The organism is Eubacterium sp. MSJ-33 (genome assembly GCF_022174665.1).
In the GTDB taxonomy this organism is placed as follows: Bacteria; Bacillota; Clostridia; order Lachnospirales; family Lachnospiraceae; genus Coprococcus_C.
Window position 1 is genome coordinate 171,510 of the sequence record NZ_CP076562.1, and the last position, 15,241, is coordinate 186,750.

Below are 15,241 nucleotides of genomic sequence, written 5' to 3' on the forward strand. Positions count from 1 at the left end.
CGTATGAAGAAGATAATTGATGGCGAACAATTGGAAATACCGACCCATGTAGCAATCATTATGGATGGAAATGGAAGATGGGCAAAAAAACGTCTGCTTCCACGTAACATGGGACATAAGCAGGGAGCGAAGGTGTTGGAGCAGATCTGCCGGGATGCGGCGGATCTTGGAATCCGGTATCTGACAGTCTATGCTTTTTCAACGGAAAACTGGAAACGTTCCACAGAGGAAGTAACCGGTATCATGAATCTGCTGCGCAGCTACTTGTCAAATTGCGTAGAGCGCGCTTCGAAGGATGGGCTGCGTATCCGTGTGATAGGAGATCGGAGTGCACTTGATGCGGACATCGTGGAGATGCTGGAAAATGCAGAGCGTGAAACAGCGAAGTTTGATAAACTTGATTTCACGATTGCATTAAACTATGGTGGTAGAGATGAGCTTCGCCGTACGATGACGAAGCTTGCAAAGCAGGTACAGGATGGAACACTTGCACCGGAAGATATTACAGAAGATGTGATATCAGATAATCTGGATACGGCAGATCTGCCAGATCCGGATCTGCTGATCCGTACAAGTGGAGAACTGCGGCTTTCGAATTATCTTGTCTGGCAGCTTGCGTATGCAGAATTTTATTTCACGGATACCTTGTGGCCGGATTTTAACAAGGAATCCTTAAAAGAAGCAATCCGGTATTATAATGGCAGAGAGCGAAGATTTGGTGGAGTGAAATAATCTATGTTTAAAACACGTTTTTTGAGCGGTGCAGTTTTAACATTGCTCACAATTGGAATTTTATATTTGGGCGGTTATGTGACAGGCGTGGCAGTTATGCTGCTGAGTCTTGGAGGCGTATTCGAATTGATGCGCGTGTACAAGCAGGAGAAGTCGGCGATGGCAGTGCTTGCCTATGCTATGACGGTAGCATATTACTGTTTCCTGTTTTTCCATTTGGAAAAATACCTTCTTCCGCTTATGATTTTGTACGTGTTACTGGTTCTTGCGGTCTATGTAATTACATATCCAAAATACACAGATAAAGATGCGATGATTGCGTTATTGGCATTTTTCTATGTATCTTTGCTTTTATCGTTCCTGTATCAGGTTCGTATTTTGAAGTATGGTGGAGCATTGGTCGTTATGGTATATATCTGTTCTTGGATTAACGATACATTTGCCTACTGTGTCGGTGTCAAATTCGGTAAACACAAGATGTCACCGAAGCTCAGTCCGAAGAAAAGTGTGGAAGGTCTGCTGGGCGGTATTCTCGGTTCAGCACTGATTGGTGGGTTATATGGTATATTCTTCAATGCGAAGGTATATGAATTACCAAAAGCACCACTTATTTTTGCTGTGGCAGGTGCGATCGGCGCTGGATTCGCGGTCATTGGAGACCTGACAGCGTCAGCAATCAAGAGAAATAATGACATTAAGGATTACGGAAAACTGATCCCGGGACATGGCGGTATCATGGACCGGTTTGACAGTATTATATTTACAGCACCAATCGTATATTATTGTTTTTCTATCATGATTGGTAATCTAGGAGGCGCAATGTGAGAACAATCGCGATAATCGGCTCCACCGGTTCGATCGGTACACAGACATTGGATGTTGTACGTGCGAATGCGGATATTCAGGTAGGAGCTTTGTCAGCAGGAAATAATATAGAATTACTGGAGAAACAGGTGCGGGAATTTAAACCGGCACTCGTCAGTGTACAAAGTGAAGACAGGGCAAACGAATTACGGGTTGCCTTGTCTGATTTTAATTGTAAGATCGTTTATGGCATGGAAGGCCTGATTGCAGTTGCTACATACGAACCAGCAGAACTGGTTGTGACGGCGATTGTGGGTATGATTGGAATCCGACCAACGATTGAAGCAATCAAAGCAGGAAAGGACATTGCACTTGCAAACAAGGAAACACTTGTGACAGCGGGACATCTGATCATGAATCTGGCGGAGGAATATCATGTGCGGATTCTCCCGGTAGACAGTGAGCATTCGGCAATCTTCCAGTGTCTGCACGGAGAGACAGGAAACAAGATTGCAAAGCTTCTGATTACCGCATCTGGCGGTCCGTTCCTTGGAAAGACGAGAGAAGAGTTAAAAGATGTCACGGTAGAGGATGCGCTGAAGCATCCAAACTGGTCGATGGGAAGAAAGATTACGATCGACTCTGCTACACTGGTGAACAAGGGACTCGAAGTGATTGAAGCACGCTGGCTGTTTGACGTGGCACCGGAGGATATTGAGGTTGTAGTGCAGCCACAGAGTATTATTCATTCGATGGTAGAGTTCGAGGATGGTGCAATCAAGGCACAGCTCGGCACGGCGGATATGAGGCTTCCAATCCAGTATGCCTTGTATTATCCGGAACGAAGATATTTATCCGGTGATCGGCTTGATTTTTCAAAAATATGTGGAATACTTACAAGTAAACCGGATCGTGAAACGTTTAAAGGTCTGGATTTCGCATATTCCGCAATTAAGACGGGTGGATCTATGCCTACAGTATTAAATGCAGCAAATGAATGTGCTGTTGCAAAGTTCTTGAACAAGGACATAAAATTTTTACAAATTTATGATATAATCGAAGCTTGTATGGGAGCACATACGGTAATCGCAGAACCAAATCTCGATGAAATTTTGGAGACCGAACGTTGGGTATATGATTACATAAAAAAGAAATTTGATTAAGTATTTGTAAAAGGAGATTGTATGAATATCATTTTGATCATATTAGTGTTTGGCGTGATTGTGTTTTTCCACGAGTTCGGACACTTTATTGTTGCAAAGATGAATAAGATTGCAGTGATGGAATTTTCCATTGGCATGGGACCGGCCATTTTTTCTGTACAGAAAAAGGAAACGAAGTATTCTCTGCGTTTGCTGCCGATTGGCGGATACTGCATGATGATGGGGGAAGATGGTGAGAGCGAGGATGAGAATGCATTCAACAACAAACCGTTGCTGGCACGTATTCTGGTGATCGCGGCTGGACCGATATTTAACTTTATTCTTGCATTTATTTTTTCAATTGTGCTGATTCATTTTACGGGCTGTGATCCTGCAACACTTACTACAGTTGTGGAACATTCTGCAGCAGAAGATGCAGGGATTGTAGTCGGAGACACAGTGACTGCTATCAATGGAAAACATATCTATAATTACCGTGAGATTTTGCTTTACATGATGTCGGAAGATGCATCGAAACCGGTGACACTTTCCATCGAACATGCGGATGGCACGAAAGACTCGGTCGTTGTAACACCAAAGGTTGACAAGGAAGGCAATTATAAGCTCGGCGTAGCCGGAGGCTATATTGCGTCATCTGGTTTTGGCAATGATTTGAAATACGCAGGGCTGGAACTTCGGTACTGGATGAAAGCAACAGTGACAGGACTTCGGATGATCGTGACTGGTGGTGTGAAAAATGGGGATATCATGGGACCGGTTGGCGTCGGAAATGCTATGAACGATGTGATTGAGGAAGCAAAGGATGTCAGCACAACACGGAAAGAGGCAGTGATCAATGTATTGCTGAATCTGATGAACTGGAGCATCCTGTTGAGTGTGAATCTGGGAATTATGAATCTGCTCCCGATTCCGGCACTGGATGGAGGACGATTGCTGTTCTTGTTTATCGAGGGAATCAGACGTAAGAAGATTCCGGCAGACAAGGAAGCGATTGTCAATGCGATCGGGTTTGTACTTTTGATGGTGTTGATGGTAGTTGTGTTCTTCAATGATATTAAGAACGCATTTTTCTAGCCTATACAAGAAACAGTGAAATGATAGTTGACAGGTGATGAAGATATTTTGGACGAAAAGGTGGGGAATGACAGATGAGATATGGAAATAAGAAAACACTTCCACATAGAGATACGACACGTATGGTGAATATCGGAGGCGTTGTGATCGGCGGAGGAAATCCGATTGCAATTCAGTCTATGACGAATACAGAGACATCCGATGTAGCGGCAACAGTGGCCCAGATTCTGGAGTTGGAGAAGGCTGGATGTCAGATCATCCGTTCCACAGCGAACACTGAGGCAGCGGCAAAAGCATTTGACAAGATCAAGGAACAGATTCATATTCCAATCGTGGCAGACATTCATTTTGATTATCGTCTTGCGATTCTTGCAATGGAATATGGTGCAGATAAGATTCGGATCAATCCAGGCAATATCGGTGGAGAAGAGAATTTGAAGAAGGTTGTAAAGGTAGCTAAGGAACGAAATATTCCAATCCGTGTCGGAGTGAATTCTGGATCTCTGGAGAAAAAACTGATTGAAAAATATGGTGGTGTGACAGCCGAAGGAATTGTGGAGTCGGCACTTGATAAGGTGCGTATGATCGAAGAATGTGACTATGATAATATGGTCATTAGTATCAAAAGTTCGGATGTTATGATGTGTGTCCATGCGCATGAACTGATTGCAGAGCAAACCTGTTATCCGTTACATGTAGGCATTACAGAGGCAGGAACGGTGTATCGTGGCAATATTAAGTCAGCAGTTGGATTGGGTATGATTTTAGGTCAGGGTATCGGAGATACAATGCGTGTATCCCTGACAGGTGATCCGGTTGAGGAAATTACATCTGCAAAGATGATTCTTCGTACATTGGGTCTGCGCAAAGATGGAATTGAATTAGTATCCTGTCCGACCTGTGGCAGAACGAAGATTGATCTGATCGGACTTGCGAACGATGTGGAAAAACTGATTTCGGGATACGATCAGCTTTCTATCAAGGTCGCTGTGATGGGATGTGCGGTAAATGGTCCGGGTGAAGCACGGGAAGCAGATCTTGGAATCGCCGGTGGAGATGGTGAAGGATTACTGATGAAGCACGGCGAGATCATCAGGAAAGTACCACAGGATGAATTGCTTTCGGCACTGAAGTACGAGCTGGATCACTGGGAAGAGGAGTAAATCGTGGATAGTAAAACGTTTTGTAATGTATTTCCGGCTTTTAAGGGCGGAACGGATCTTGACACCCTTTTTTCGGAAACAGAAGTAGAAAGCATAAAAACATACGAGGCAAGAAAAGAAATGGTGATCCTGCTTCGAAGCGACCATCTGATTCCCTATCATTTGATCACGCGTATGGAGGCACTGCTGACACAGTATGCATATCATATGGGAAATGCAGGGAAGAAGATTCAGCTTTTTGTACGGTATCAGCTTTCGGAACAGTACGATGTACAGCAAATCGCTGAGAATTACAAGGAAAGTCTGTTGGAAGAACTGCGGGCGAAAAGTCGGATTGCGTTTCGATTGATGAGCCGTGCAGAATGGTTCTACAATGATAATGTAATCAGTCTTGCAGTAGAGCATTCCACAGTCGCAAAAGAGCATGAGATATTGATACGGGAGTTTCTCGTATCTTATTTTCGTGATCATTTTGGGATGGATATTGAAGTAGGTTTCAGCTATTCCTTAGAGCAAAAGACAAAACTGCGTCAGGCAAATGAGTTACGTCTGCAACAGGAACTTCGTACAATCGAAGAAAAAAATGCGGAACTGCGGGCTGCAAAAGAAAAAGCAGATGCTTTGGAAAATGAGAAAAACCAAGAAAATACAGGGAAAACAAAGACAAAAAATACTGAAAAGACAACGAAAACAACCGAGAATAAGGAAGCAAAGGCTGAGACAGCGCAAAAGAAACAGACAACGAACAGTAAATCAGAGATGCCACAGGCAAAAGCCTATGGGGCAGGTGCGCGTAAATTCAGTGGCAAGGGAGACTATGGAAATTATCGTAAGATGCAGGCAAGTGATCCGGATGTATTTTATGGCAGAAACTGTGATGCAGATATCGTAAAGATTGAGGTACTCGAGGAAGGCACCGGAGAATGCTGTATTCATGGTCAGGTGATCAAAATCGAAGAAAAGGAACTTCGAAGCGGAAAGTTTATTATCACAGGTGCGATTACGGATTTCACTGATACAATTATGTTTAAGCTGTTTGTATCGCCGGATGACAAGGATCCTCTGCTCGATGAACTGAAAACTGGAAAATTCTATCTGATCAAGGGTGTGCCAATCTATGACAGCTACAGCAAAGAAGTCACATTCTCTTCGATTGCAGGTATCAAACCGGCAAATGATTTCCGGGAAAAACGAATGGATAACGCGCTTGAGAAGCGTGTGGAGCTGCATTTGCACACTGTCATGAGTGAGATGGATAGTGTAGTAGGAATCGAGAAGGTAATTGCACGTGCAAAAGAATGGGGAATGAAGGCACTTGCAATCACGGATCACGGAGTTGTACAGGCATTCCCAATTGCAAACCACCAGATCAAGAAGGGAGAAGACTTCAAGATCATTTATGGTGTAGAAGGCTACTTCGTGGATGATGTCAAGGGTCTGATCCAGAATGAAAAAGGACAGGATATTGATTCGGAATATGTGGTGTTTGATATAGAAACAACCGGTTTAAACCCTACAAATAACCGAATTATAGAGATAGGTGCTGTGAGAATCAAAGATGGAAAGATTCAGGATACCTTTTCTGAATTTGTGAATCCGGAAGTGCCGATTCCATATTCGATTACGAAGCTTACATCCATTACGGATGCAATGGTACAATCCGCGCCTACAATCGAGGAGATTCTTCCGCGATTCCTGGAGTATATCGGAGATGCGAGCGTTGTTGCACACAATGCAGCTTTTGATACCGGTTTTATACGGGAGAATGCCAAAAGACTGGGACTTACCTTTGACAGTACGATCGTTGACACGATGACACTGGCGCATATTCTGCTTCCAGAACTTGGAAAATATACGCTGGATCGTCTGTGTAAGCAGTTTGGCGTTGTGAATGAACATCACCATAGAGCCTGTGATGATGCTGCTGCAACAGCCGAGATCTTCGTGAAGATGATCAAGATGATCAAGGCGAAGGGAATTACGACGATCAAACAGTTGAATGAAGCGGGAGCTGCTTCGCCGGATGCTATAAGAAAGGCAAAGACATATCACGGAATTATTCTGGCGGCGAATGAGGTTGGACGTGTGAATCTGTACCGGCTGATATCCGAGTCGCATCTGAACTATTTTAACCGTCGTCCGCGTATGCCGAAAAGTCTGATTAACAAATACCGTGAAGGCCTGATTATTGGTTCTGCCTGTGAAGCGGGAGAATTATATCGGGCCGTCCTGTATGGCGAAGGTGAAGATGAGATTACAAGGCTTTGTAATTTCTATGATTATTATGAAATACAGCCGATTGGGAATAACCTGTTTTTATTGGATGATGAGAAAGCACCGGTTAAGACAATAGAAGATCTGCAGGACGTAAATCGTAAAATCTGTAATCTTGGAAAACAGTTTGGAAAGCCGGTTGTGGCAACTTGTGATGTACATTTTTTAGATCCGGAAGATGAACTTTATCGTCGAATCATGATGGCAGGAAAGGGATTTTCGGATGCGGACCGACAGCCACCGCTTTATTTTCGGACGACAGATGAGATGCTGGCAGAATTTCAGTATCTTGGCAGTGACCTCGCAAAAGAAGTTGTTATTACGAATACGAACAAGATCAATGATATGATTGATCGTATCTCGCCGGTTCGCCCGGATAAATGCCCGCCGATTATTGCTAATTCCGATGAGACATTGACGACCATTTGTTATGATAAAGCTCATGAGATCTATGGACCGGATCTGCCGGAGATCGTAGAAGCTAGACTGAAACGGGAATTGCATTCTATCATATCCAATGGATTTGCGGTTATGTATATCATTGCGCAGAAGCTTGTGTGGCGGTCAAACGATGATGGTTATCTGGTAGGTAGCCGTGGCTCGGTAGGATCATCCTTTGTTGCAACGATGGCAGGTATCACAGAAGTAAACCCACTTCCTGCACATTACATATGTCCGAAGTGTTATTTTACGGATTTTGATTCGGATTTTGTGAAACAGTTCGAAGGACAGTCGGGTTGCGATATGCCGGATCGTAAGTGTCCAAAATGTGGAACGCAGATGAAAAAGGAAGGACATGATATTCCGTTTGAGACATTTCTTGGCTTTTATGGTGATAAAGAACCGGATATTGACCTGAATTTCTCGGGTGAATATCAGCCGAAGGCGCATGCATTTACGGAAGAGCTATTTGGCAAGGGAAAAGCGTTCCGCGCCGGAACGATTGGTTCACTTGCGGATAAAACAGCACTTGGGTATGTGTACAAATACTACGAAGAACATGGAGAGACAAAACGCCGTTGTGAGATGGACCGCGTGGCAGTCGGATTGACGGGAGTTAAACGAACAACCGGACAGCATCCGGGTGGTATGATTGTGCTGCCAAAACATGAAGAGATTTATTCATTCACGCCGATTCAGCACCCGGCAAACGATATGACAACAGATATTGTTACAACACATTTTGAGTATCATTCCATCGACCACAACCTGTTAAAGCTTGATATTCTCGGACATGATGATCCGACGATGATAAGACGGCTGGAAGATCTGACCGGTGTGGATGCAAAGACGATTCCGCTGGATGACAAGGATGTTATGTCTTTGTTCCACAATACGGAGGCACTTGGAATCAAACCGGAGGATATCGGTGGTACGAAGCTTGGTACACTTGGTATTCCGGAGTTTGGTACGGATTTTGCCATGCAGATGTTGATTGATGCCGGACCGAAGGCGTTTTCCGATCTGGTGCGTATCGCGGGACTTTCCCATGGTACGGATGTATGGCTCGGAAATGCACAGACGCTGATTGCAGATGGCGTATGCGAGCTTTCCTCCGCGATCTGTACCCGTGATGATATCATGACCTACCTGATTTATCGGGGACTTGAGCCGGGGCTTGCTTTCAATATCATGGAGAAGGTTCGTAAAGGTATTGTAGCAAAGGGTAAATGTGATAAATGGGATGAATGGAAGGAAGAGATGCGTAGACATGATGTGCCGGAATGGTATATGGAATCCTGCGAGAAGATCAAGTACATGTTCCCGAAAGCACATGCGGTTGCTTATGTTATGATGGGCTGGCGCGTGGCATATTATAAGATCAACTATCCGCTTGCCTACTATACAGCATTTTTCAGTATCCGTGCATCTGCGTTTGACTATCAGCAGATGTGTCTTGGCAAAGAAGCACTGGAAGCAAATCTGGCTGAGCTTCGGAAGAAGGATAAGAACACCATGAGCCAGACGGAAAAAGATATGATCCGGGATATGAGACTTGTACAGGAAATGTATGCGCGCGGGATTGAATTTATGCCGATTGATATATACCGTGCGAAGGCAGATCGTTTCCAGATTATAGACGGAAAGATTATGCCAAGCTTTGCATCAATTGCGGGCATGGGACTCAAAGCGGCGCAGCAGTTAGAGGAGGCAGCGAAGGGGGAACCGTTTACATCCAAAGAAGATATCCGTATCCGCGGAAAGGTATCGAAAACGATTCTGGATGTGATGGGAGAACTCGGAATACTGGGGGATCTACCGGAGACAAACCAGTATGATTTCTTTAGCATGCTGAAATAAAAGAGTTGCTATTTTAGGCTATATATATTAAAATAAAGCCAAATGTTTTTAAATGCGATAAAGAAGGACGTGAGAAAGTGAACAATCAAAATACTCAGGACATAGGAATTATCCATGAATCAAATATCGAGGTATCTGACATTTTGGAGCAGGTGTATGAGGCGTTATCCGAGAAAGGATACAATCCTGTCAGCCAGATCGTCGGTTATGTGATGAGTGGGGATCCTACGTACATTACCAGTTATAAAAATGCGAGAAGTCTTATTATGAAAGCAGAGCGGGATGAAATCATAGAGGTACTTCTTGAGAACTATATTGAGACACGACTCAAGTAGGAGATAAGATATGAGAATTCTTGGATTGGATTATGGCTCTAAGACGGTTGGTGTTGCGTTGTCAGATGCGACTTGTCTGATTGCTCAGCCACTTGAGACGATCGAGAGAAAACAGGAGAATAAGCTGAGACAGACCTATGCAAGGATTGAAGCACTTGTGGAAGAACATGAAGTGGACAAGATTGTAGTAGGACTCCCGAAGATGATGAACAATACAGAAGGGCCGAGAGTTCAGGCAACGAAAGAATTTGCGGAGAATCTGGAGCGTAGAACCGGATTGCCGATTCTGTTTATGGATGAGAGACTCACGACGGTGGAAGCGAATCGTATCCTGGAGGAAACCGGAGTCTGTGTCAGTGGAAGAAAAGAACACATTGATAAAATGGCAGCCGCCATTATACTGCAGAGTTATCTGGATCTGGAGGGAAATAAAAAACATGAGTAAAAATGAAGAAGAAATGACAGAAAAACAGCAGATGATTACATTTCAGACAGATGAAGGAGAGCTGGAATTGTATGTGTTGGAGCAGACCAAATTATTTGGTATGAACTATATCCTTTTAACAGATGATGTGGATGGTGAAGATGGCAGCTTCTATGTGTTCAAAGAGGAACCGGACGAAGAAGATGAGGATATGGTGACTTATTCAGAGATTGAAGACGAGAACGAATTGAAAGCAGTAATCAAGGTGTTTGATGAACTGCTTGAGGACATTGATTTGGAGGTTTAGTTTAGAATGAAACAAAAAAATAAGTCGGTAAAGATTATTCCGCTGGGGGGACTGGAACAGATTGGAATGAACATTACCGCGTTCGAGTATGAGGACAGTATTATTGTCGTGGATTGTGGACTTGCGTTTCCGGAGGACGAGATGCTCGGTATCGATCTTGTTATCCCGGATGTCACATACTTAAAGGAAAATGCAGACAAGGTAAAAGGTCTTGTGATTACGCACGGACATGAGGATCATATCGGTGCGATTCCGTATATAGAAAATGAAGTGAATATGCCGATTTATGCAACCAAGCTGACGATGGGGCTGATTGAGCATAAGCTTCGCGAACATGGGAATATTAACAATGTCAGAAGAAAGATTGTGACACATGGACAGATGATTACACTCGGTGCATTTCGGATTGAGTTTATCCGTACAACACATTCGATTGCAGATGCAGCCGCACTTGCAATCTATACACCGGCCGGAATCATTGTACATACCGGCGATTTTAAGGTAGATTATACACCGGTCTTTGGAGAGGCAATTGATCTTCCGCGATTTGGAGAACTTGGAAAGAAAGGTGTACTTGCTTTGATGGCGGATTCTACGAATGTGGAGCGTACCGGATACACACCATCAGAGAAGACGATTGGAAAAGTATTCGATCATTTGTTTGATGATAACAAGAATCATCGAATCATCATTGCGACATTTGCATCCAATGTTGACCGTGTACAGCAGATTATCAATTCTGCATACAAGTATGGCAGAAAAGTCGTAGTCGAGGGACGAAGCATGGTAAATGTTATTCAAACTGCTTCGGAACTGGGATATATTGATATACCGGATAACACGTTGATTGAGATTGATCAGATTAAGAATTATCCGGATGAACAGGTGGTACTGATTACAACCGGAAGTCAGGGTGAGAATATGGCAGCACTTTCCAGAATTGCAGCCAGTATTCATAAACAGATTACGATCAAACCGGGTGATGTGGTTATTTTCTCATCCAGCCCGATTCCCGGAAATGAAAAGGCAATCTTCAAGGTGATCAATGAACTTGAGATGAAAGGCGCACATGTAATCTTTCAGGATACGCATGTTTCCGGACATGCCTGTCAGGAAGAGATAAAACTGATGTATGCACTTACAAAACCGAAATATGCGATTCCGGTGCACGGTGAGTACCGTCATTTGAAGCGTCATGCAGAACTTGCAGTGGAAATGGGAATCCCGAAAGAAAATGTTAAGATTTTGTCTGCCGGTGATGTATTATCCATCGGAGAAGATACATTTGATGTGACAGGAAAGGTACAGGCACAGGGCATTCTGGTTGACGGACTTGGTGTTGGTGATGTCGGGAATATCGTATTGCGTGACCGTCAGCAGTTATCTGAGAACGGACTTCTGATTGTAGTAGTTACTTTGGAAGCCGGAAGCAGCCAGCAGATTGCGGGACCGGATATTGTATCCCGTGGATTTGTATATGTGCGTGAGGCGGAGAATCTGATGGATGAATGCCGGGATGTGGTGCAGGAAGCTCTGGATAATTGCCTGGATCGTGGAATTACGGACTGGGGCAAACTGAAAAATGCAATTCGCGATGCTTTGAGTGACTTCCTGTGGAAGAAGATGAAACGAAGTCCTATGATTCTGCCAATTATCACAGAGGTTTAATATGAGACAGGTTATTAACGAGAGCAAACAATTGAATGAACATATCCGGGCGTCCAAAGAATACCACACATATATCCGAACCAAACAGACGCTGCTGGAGAATGAAGAATTGAGCAGGCATTTACAGGAGTTTCGCACAAAAAATTACGAGCTTCAGAATCGTCAGGGTGTAAATCCTTACGATGACATGATAGAACTGACAAAGGAATATGACGAACTGCTGCACAACTCGGTTGTGAGTGATTTTTTACAGGCAGAACAACAGATTTGTAAGCTGTTGCAGCAGGTGTTTGATTCCATAGCAGAAGGATTGGAGTTTGATTACATCAATGAGTGAGAATGTGAAAAGAACAAATGGAACAGCAAAGAAAAAAGGCGGTAGGCGAAATGCGTCGAAAAAAGAAGACAATCTCCGCAAGGGATTGAAGAATTCTTCCGGGTTTATGTTCGGCCTGTTTGTCAATATACTGATTGTATTTTTGATTGTGAAGCTTTTTACATATGCCTTTAATTTTGCATATGGTGTGTTCGGAAGTGTTGCGTTCCATCCGGGCAGTCAGCAGTACATCGTGGTAGATATTCCGGCGGATGCATCTATTATGGAGATTGGAGAAGCATTGCAGGATGCAGAGATTATAGAAGACAAATATGTTTTCTATGCAAAAGTGAAAGTCAAGGGCTATGGTACCAAGATTACAAGTGGTCAATATCATTTGTCTGCAAGCATGACCTACGATGAGATATTGCAGATTATCTGTAATATCAATACGGTTGAAGATGATGAGGATAGTGAATAACGATGAATGAGTTTGCGAGAATTACTTCTTTTGTGCGTTCGATGGCGAAAGAAGACGCAGGAAAACTGGGTGAATTATATCGGGATGCCATACACCGTGGTGTGCCGGTGATCCGCCCGGAAGCAAGGGAATTATTAAAAACACAGATTCTGATACAAAAGCCGAAGCATGTTCTGGAGATCGGAACAGCCGTCGGCTATTCTTCTATTTATATGACAGGTTATCTGCCCAAAGACGCGCAGATTACAACTTTGGAATTAAGTGAAGCACGTGCGAATGAAGCAAAAGAGAACATACGCCTTTTTGGAAAAGAGAAGCATATACAAGTAATCTGCGGAGATGCGGCAGAGACACTCAAAGAACTGCCGGATGATACATTCGAGTTCGCGTTTGTAGATGCGGCGAAGGCACAGTATATTTATTATCTGCCGGATGTTCTGCGGGTATTGAAAAAAGGCGGCGTGATTGTGTCGGATAATATTCTGCAGGAAGGGGAAGTGTTAGAATCCCATTTTCTGGTAGAAAAACGAAACCGTACGATTCATGATCGTATGCGGGAGTATCTGCATGTAATCACACACGATGAGAGATTGGAGACCGCAATTCTGCCTGTTGGAGACGGCATGGCAATCTCGGTTGTGCGGGAAGCATGAAAGCATATAAAATATCAGAACAGACGGTATATGTATAGTTACACAGAGAAGTGAATGAACATACATATACAATGAAAGAGGATTAAGATGGATAAGTTACAAAAACCGGAATTATTGATACCTGCCGGGAGCCTGGAGGTTCTTAAGACAGCTGTTGATTATGGCGCAGATGCGGTCTATATCGGTGGCAAGAATTATGGACTCCGTGCGAAAGCAGGGAATTTTACAATAGAAGAAATGCATGAGGCTGCAGATTATGTGCACGCGCATGGTGCAAAACTGTATGTGACAGTGAATATATTTGCACATAATGATGATATTGAAGGAATCAGGGCTTATTTCCGGGAACTGAAAGAGGAAGGGCTCGAGGAGAAGATTGATGCATTTATCATATCGGATCCGGGTATCTTCACACTGTCGAAGGAGATTTTGCCCGGAATCGAGATTCATGTCAGCACACAGGCCAATAATACGAATTACCTGATTTATGATTTCTGGAGAAAACAAGGGGCGACACGTGTGGTTGCAGCGCGTGAGCTTTCATTAAAAGAAATCAAAACGATCCGGGAACACATTCCTGCGGATATGGAGATAGAGGCTTTTATGCATGGGGCTATGTGTATCTCTTATTCCGGAAGATGCCTGCTCAGCAGTTATTTTACAGGCAGAGATGCAAATCAGGGCGCATGTACACACCCGTGCCGTTGGAAATATGCTGTCGTGGAAGAAAAGCGTCCGGGTGAATATCTGCCGGTTGAAGAAGATGACAGAGGCACTTATATCTTTAACTCCAAGGATCTGTGTATGATCGAACATATTCCGGATATGATTGATGCCGGTATCAATTCCTTCAAGGTAGAAGGACGGATGAAGACGGCACTGTACGTGGCTGTTGTAACCCGGACTTACCGGGAAGCAATCGATGACTATTTCACATCGAAGGAATTATATGAGAGCAAGATGGAACATTACCGGCAGGAAATTGCAGCATGTACATTCCGTCAGTTTACAACCGGTTTTTATTATGGCAAGCCAAACGAGGAGACGCAGATTTACGACTGCAATACGTATGTCAAAAACCGCGTCTATCTTGGAACTGTCGAAGCGGTTATGGAAGATGGAAGCTTTGTCATCCATCAGAAGAACAAATTCTGTGTGGGAGATGCGATTGAAGTGATGGCGTTTGACGGAGAAAACATCGATGTGGAGGTTCTTGCGATTCGTGATGAACACGGCACAGAGATGGAGTCTGCACCGCATCCAAAACAATTACTTTATGTGAAAGTTTCACATCCGGAAAAAATACAAAAAGGTATGATTATACGCACAAGGCACTGCTAGATTTAAGCAGTGCCTTTTTTACATTATTAAAATGCTACAATTTGTAGCATTTTCCCAAATATCTTTACAAGCTGTTTCTGTTTATGATACAGTTTCTTTGTTGTCAAGAAGCGCTCGTTCATAGCGTAGTTTGGTAACAGTCTATTGATTTTATAATTTTCTATTCGGTTCTATGAATACAAATCATTACCCATTAACGATTTTA

General features: G+C 43.5%; 14 protein-coding genes. All 14 read left to right on the plus strand.

Annotated elements, in window-relative coordinates:
* The first annotated feature begins 3 nt into the window (after nt 1-3).
* The 14 genes from KP625_RS00770 to KP625_RS00835 all read left to right on the plus strand — a co-directional run bounded on the left by KP625_RS00770 (nt 4) and on the right by KP625_RS00835 (nt 15,036).
* Nucleotides 4-732: an isoprenyl transferase gene (locus tag KP625_RS00770; protein ID WP_238298699.1), complete on the plus strand. Its 729-nt coding sequence runs from the start codon at nt 4-6 to the stop codon at nt 730-732.
* Between the two features lie 3 nt (nt 733-735).
* Nucleotides 736-1,557: a phosphatidate cytidylyltransferase gene (locus KP625_RS00775; RefSeq protein ID WP_238298701.1), complete on the plus strand. Its 822-nt coding sequence runs from the start codon at nt 736-738 to the stop codon at nt 1,555-1,557.
* Nucleotides 1,554-2,699 carry a 1-deoxy-D-xylulose-5-phosphate reductoisomerase gene (locus KP625_RS00780; RefSeq protein ID WP_238298703.1) on the plus strand — a complete coding sequence of 382 codons (1,146 nt, stop codon included), beginning with the start codon at nt 1,554-1,556 and terminating at the stop codon, nt 2,697-2,699. Before KP625_RS00775 ends, KP625_RS00780 begins: the two co-directional genes overlap by 4 nt.
* Nucleotides 2,700-2,720: 21 nt before the next feature.
* Entirely contained in the window at nt 2,721-3,773 is a 1,053-nt protein-coding gene (locus KP625_RS00785; protein WP_238298705.1) for a M50 family metallopeptidase, read from the plus strand.
* A gap of 74 nt (nt 3,774-3,847) precedes the next feature.
* Complete coding sequence (gene ispG, locus KP625_RS00790) at nt 3,848-4,936, plus strand: flavodoxin-dependent (E)-4-hydroxy-3-methylbut-2-enyl-diphosphate synthase (RefSeq protein ID WP_238298707.1); 1,089 nt, start codon at nt 3,848-3,850, stop codon at nt 4,934-4,936.
* 3 nt (nt 4,937-4,939) lie between these two features.
* Complete coding sequence (locus KP625_RS00795) at nt 4,940-9,511, plus strand: PolC-type DNA polymerase III (protein WP_238298708.1); 4,572 nt, start codon at nt 4,940-4,942, stop codon at nt 9,509-9,511.
* Nucleotides 9,512-9,588: 77 nt separating this feature from the next.
* The gene (locus KP625_RS00800) at nt 9,589-9,846 is read left to right on the plus strand and encodes an IreB family regulatory phosphoprotein (protein ID WP_021985219.1); all 258 of its coding nucleotides are present in this window, start codon (nt 9,589-9,591) and stop codon (nt 9,844-9,846) included.
* Between the two features lie 10 nt (nt 9,847-9,856).
* Nucleotides 9,857-10,291 carry a Holliday junction resolvase RuvX gene (ruvX, locus tag KP625_RS00805; protein ID WP_177970718.1) on the plus strand — a complete coding sequence of 145 codons (435 nt, stop codon included), beginning with the start codon at nt 9,857-9,859 and terminating at the stop codon, nt 10,289-10,291.
* Nucleotides 10,284-10,577: a DUF1292 domain-containing protein gene (locus KP625_RS00810; protein ID WP_238298710.1), complete on the plus strand. Its 294-nt coding sequence runs from the start codon at nt 10,284-10,286 to the stop codon at nt 10,575-10,577. The genes ruvX and KP625_RS00810 overlap by 8 nt, the downstream gene beginning before the upstream one ends.
* A 6-nt stretch (nt 10,578-10,583) precedes the next feature.
* Nucleotides 10,584-12,245, plus strand: a complete 1,662-nt coding sequence (locus KP625_RS00815; RefSeq protein ID WP_177970717.1) for a ribonuclease J — start codon at nt 10,584-10,586, stop codon at nt 12,243-12,245.
* A gap of 1 nt (nt 12,246) precedes the next feature.
* Complete coding sequence (locus KP625_RS00820; RefSeq protein WP_177970716.1) at nt 12,247-12,582, plus strand: YlbF family regulator; 336 nt, start codon at nt 12,247-12,249, stop codon at nt 12,580-12,582.
* A complete protein-coding gene (locus tag KP625_RS00825; protein WP_238298712.1) occupies nt 12,575-13,042 on the plus strand; it encodes an endolytic transglycosylase MltG in 468 nt (155 codons plus the stop codon). Before KP625_RS00820 ends, KP625_RS00825 begins: the two co-directional genes overlap by 8 nt.
* 2 nt (nt 13,043-13,044) lie before the next feature.
* Nucleotides 13,045-13,695: an O-methyltransferase gene (locus tag KP625_RS00830; RefSeq protein WP_238298714.1), complete on the plus strand. Its 651-nt coding sequence runs from the start codon at nt 13,045-13,047 to the stop codon at nt 13,693-13,695.
* A gap of 87 nt (nt 13,696-13,782) precedes the next feature.
* A complete protein-coding gene (locus KP625_RS00835) occupies nt 13,783-15,036 on the plus strand; it encodes a peptidase U32 family protein (protein ID WP_238298715.1) in 1,254 nt (417 codons plus the stop codon).
* Nucleotides 15,037-15,241 lie beyond the last annotated feature (205 nt).

What these genes read in the sequence shown, in the direction of transcription:
- ispG (WP_238298707.1), top strand. Translation starts at nt 3,848, where the DNA reads ATGAGATATGGAAATAAGAAAACACTTCCACATAGAGATACGACACGT.
- KP625_RS00815 (WP_177970717.1), top strand. Translation starts at nt 10,584, where the DNA reads ATGAAACAAAAAAATAAGTCGGTAAAGATTATTCCGCTGGGGGGACTG.
- KP625_RS00810 (WP_238298710.1), top strand. Translation starts at nt 10,284, where the DNA reads ATGAGTAAAAATGAAGAAGAAATGACAGAAAAACAGCAGATGATTACA.
- KP625_RS00770 (WP_238298699.1), top strand. Translation starts at nt 4, where the DNA reads ATGAAGAAGATAATTGATGGCGAACAATTGGAAATACCGACCCATGTA.
- KP625_RS00775 (WP_238298701.1), top strand. Translation starts at nt 736, where the DNA reads ATGTTTAAAACACGTTTTTTGAGCGGTGCAGTTTTAACATTGCTCACA.
- KP625_RS00830 (WP_238298714.1), top strand. Translation starts at nt 13,045, where the DNA reads ATGAATGAGTTTGCGAGAATTACTTCTTTTGTGCGTTCGATGGCGAAA.
- KP625_RS00835 (WP_238298715.1), top strand. Translation starts at nt 13,783, where the DNA reads ATGGATAAGTTACAAAAACCGGAATTATTGATACCTGCCGGGAGCCTG.
- KP625_RS00820 (WP_177970716.1), top strand. Translation starts at nt 12,247, where the DNA reads ATGAGACAGGTTATTAACGAGAGCAAACAATTGAATGAACATATCCGG.
- KP625_RS00825 (WP_238298712.1), top strand. Translation starts at nt 12,575, where the DNA reads ATGAGTGAGAATGTGAAAAGAACAAATGGAACAGCAAAGAAAAAAGGC.
- KP625_RS00785 (WP_238298705.1), top strand. Translation starts at nt 2,721, where the DNA reads ATGAATATCATTTTGATCATATTAGTGTTTGGCGTGATTGTGTTTTTC.
- ruvX (WP_177970718.1), top strand. Translation starts at nt 9,857, where the DNA reads ATGAGAATTCTTGGATTGGATTATGGCTCTAAGACGGTTGGTGTTGCG.